The sequence below is a fragment of the Ligilactobacillus acidipiscis DSM 15836 genome (assembly GCF_001435755.1).
GTDB classification, from domain to species: Bacteria; Bacillota; Bacilli; order Lactobacillales; family Lactobacillaceae; genus Ligilactobacillus; species Ligilactobacillus acidipiscis.
On sequence record NZ_AZFI01000235.1, the window covers coordinates 1 to 2,233 of the forward strand.

Below are 2,233 nucleotides of genomic sequence, written 5' to 3' on the forward strand. Positions count from 1 at the left end.
TTACGAACTAGCACCACGCGTATATATGTAGAAATAAGTTTGAATAACAAGCGAGGCAAAAGATGAAATTTTCAACCATAGTTATTTTTGCATTTGTATTTACCGTTGATGTCTGGGCTCTGATCCACGATATTCAGCATTTTCGCAGTAAAACTGATGAACTAGGCAAACCAAGTTCAAAAAAACGCCAGTCAATAACTAAAGTTAATATTGCGATCGATGTGTTTTTAATGGTGATCATGTTATGGTATATAATTTCTGGTGTTTCACAACAATAATTGTAGTTGCTTTAGGTCTCTGATCTATGGAGACCTAAGGCTTTTTTATTGAGAAATGGACGGTTGGAAAAGTGTGGCTATTTTGCTTGACGGCACACCGAAACTTGCGTACTGTTAAATAAATAAGGCCGCTAGGGTAAGAAGATCTTTTGCCGTATGCACCTGACTAAACTAGCTGGAGGGTTATTACATGCGTAATTTTTACTTTAATCATGATGGAAATGTCGATGATTTAGTTTCACTGTTACTGTTATTACAAATGCCAGATGTTAATTTGTTAGGGGTCGGGGTGACCGATGCTGATGGGTACGTTGACCCGGCTTCTTCGGCTTCACGTAAGATCATTGATCGTTTTGGTCATGCTGACCGCAAACCAGCTGATGTAGCTAAATCGAATTCGCGGGCTAAACATCAGTTTCCGGATGCTTGGCGGTTAAGTGTCTTTTCGTTTGACGATTTCCCGTTGTTAAATGAAAATGGCGGACAAATACAAACGCCGCTAGCTGAGAAACCTGGGCACTTGGACATGATCGATAAACTGCAAAATTCTGCCAAAAAAGTAACTTTGGTCATGACGGGGCCCCTGACAGATCTGGCCCGCGCCTTAAAAGTTGATCCTACGATCACGGAAAAAATCGACAAACTCTATTGGATGGGCGGCGTTTTAGGCAGTCAAGGGAACGTAGCCGCGCCTGGAGCTGACGATACAATGGAATGGAATGCATACTGGGACGCAGAAGCTGTGAAGACCGTCTGGGATTCCAATATTGAAATTGTCATGGTGGGTCTTGATAGTACTAACCAGGTCCCTTTGACTTCGGAGTTGCGTTTACGATGGGCTGCACAAAGGTCATATCCTGCACTTGATCTGATCGGCCAAGGATATTCATTGGTTCACTCATTTGAAGCAAACTCGATCTATTATTTATGGGATGTTTTGACAACCTTAAGCAGCCGCTATCCTGAATTAATTGAGTCCAAGCGGGTCAAGACTGATGTTATTACCACCGGCTTTTCTGAAGGACGGACATTTCAAACTGATAAGGGCAGGGAAATTACTTTTGTTACCAGTGTTGATGCTGCCGCATTTTATGACAAAATCGATGAATTAGCAAAATTAGCCCCTAGCAAATAAAAGACTGTTACAGACTAGCAAATTATGACGATAAAATTTAAGTACGCACTTGTTTTAGAACTGTGCGTGTTTTTTACCTGAAAGCAGAGCTCTTTAGATTTATTTGTAACTTAAATAAGCAGGCACTATTAGTTTTTGTGTGGATAATTTTGAGAAGAAAAAATTTTTCTTTTCCAAAAGGCTATTTAAAAGTCTTTATTTGATTTTAAATCTGAATTTTGTCTATAAAATTTTAAGTAAAATCCATGGATAAATATTAAGAAAACCTTAAGATAGGTAGTGACCAGACATATAATTCGGACTTGTTATGAATATGTGTTAAGGTAATCTTAATGATTCGGCTGTAACATTTTTGTAATGTTGGACCACAAGTTCGTTTTATAGTTATTTTACAGCGTGGCCGATCAAAGCTAATAAAGCATCGATCGATCTCTTTTTGTATCATGTTTTTCATTTTATTCAGTAAGGTATACGCTAGGCAATAAACTATAATAACGAAGGTTCAAGCTGTAGACAGTTCAAGTCTTTTTTATTCGAGCAGAAAGGCCAGTTATCAGGCTGGCCTGACGAATATCAACTGCTAGGGCAGTGTAGGGTGTACTAAACATTTTTCAGCCGATGGTTCTTAATTGTTTATCAGGTACACCAAACACTTCGCAGCATAAGAAAGCACGGATTTATTGGAGGCATGTAATGACAGAAAAAGTTAAAGTCAAACATTTAACTAAAATATTTGGCAAACAGATCTCTCAGGCCAAGGAACTCCTTAAACAAGGTAAGAACAAAGAGGAGATCCTTGCTCAAACTGGTTGTACAGTTG

2 protein-coding genes are annotated in these 2,233 nt (G+C 38.9%); both read left to right on the forward strand.

Annotation, left to right across the window (positions count from 1 at the left end; translation table 11 throughout):
• Positions 1 to 62: 62 nt before the first annotated feature.
• Positions 63 to 278 carry a hypothetical protein gene (locus FC65_RS10235; RefSeq protein ID WP_056972612.1) on the forward strand — a complete coding sequence of 72 codons (216 nt, stop codon included), beginning with the start codon at positions 63 to 65 and terminating at the stop codon, positions 276 to 278.
• Between the two features lie 190 nt (positions 279 to 468).
• On the forward strand, positions 469 to 1,413 hold the full coding sequence (locus FC65_RS10240; protein ID WP_056972614.1) for a nucleoside hydrolase: 945 nt from the start codon (positions 469 to 471) through the stop codon (positions 1,411 to 1,413).
• The last annotated feature ends 820 nt before the right edge of the window (positions 1,414 to 2,233 follow it).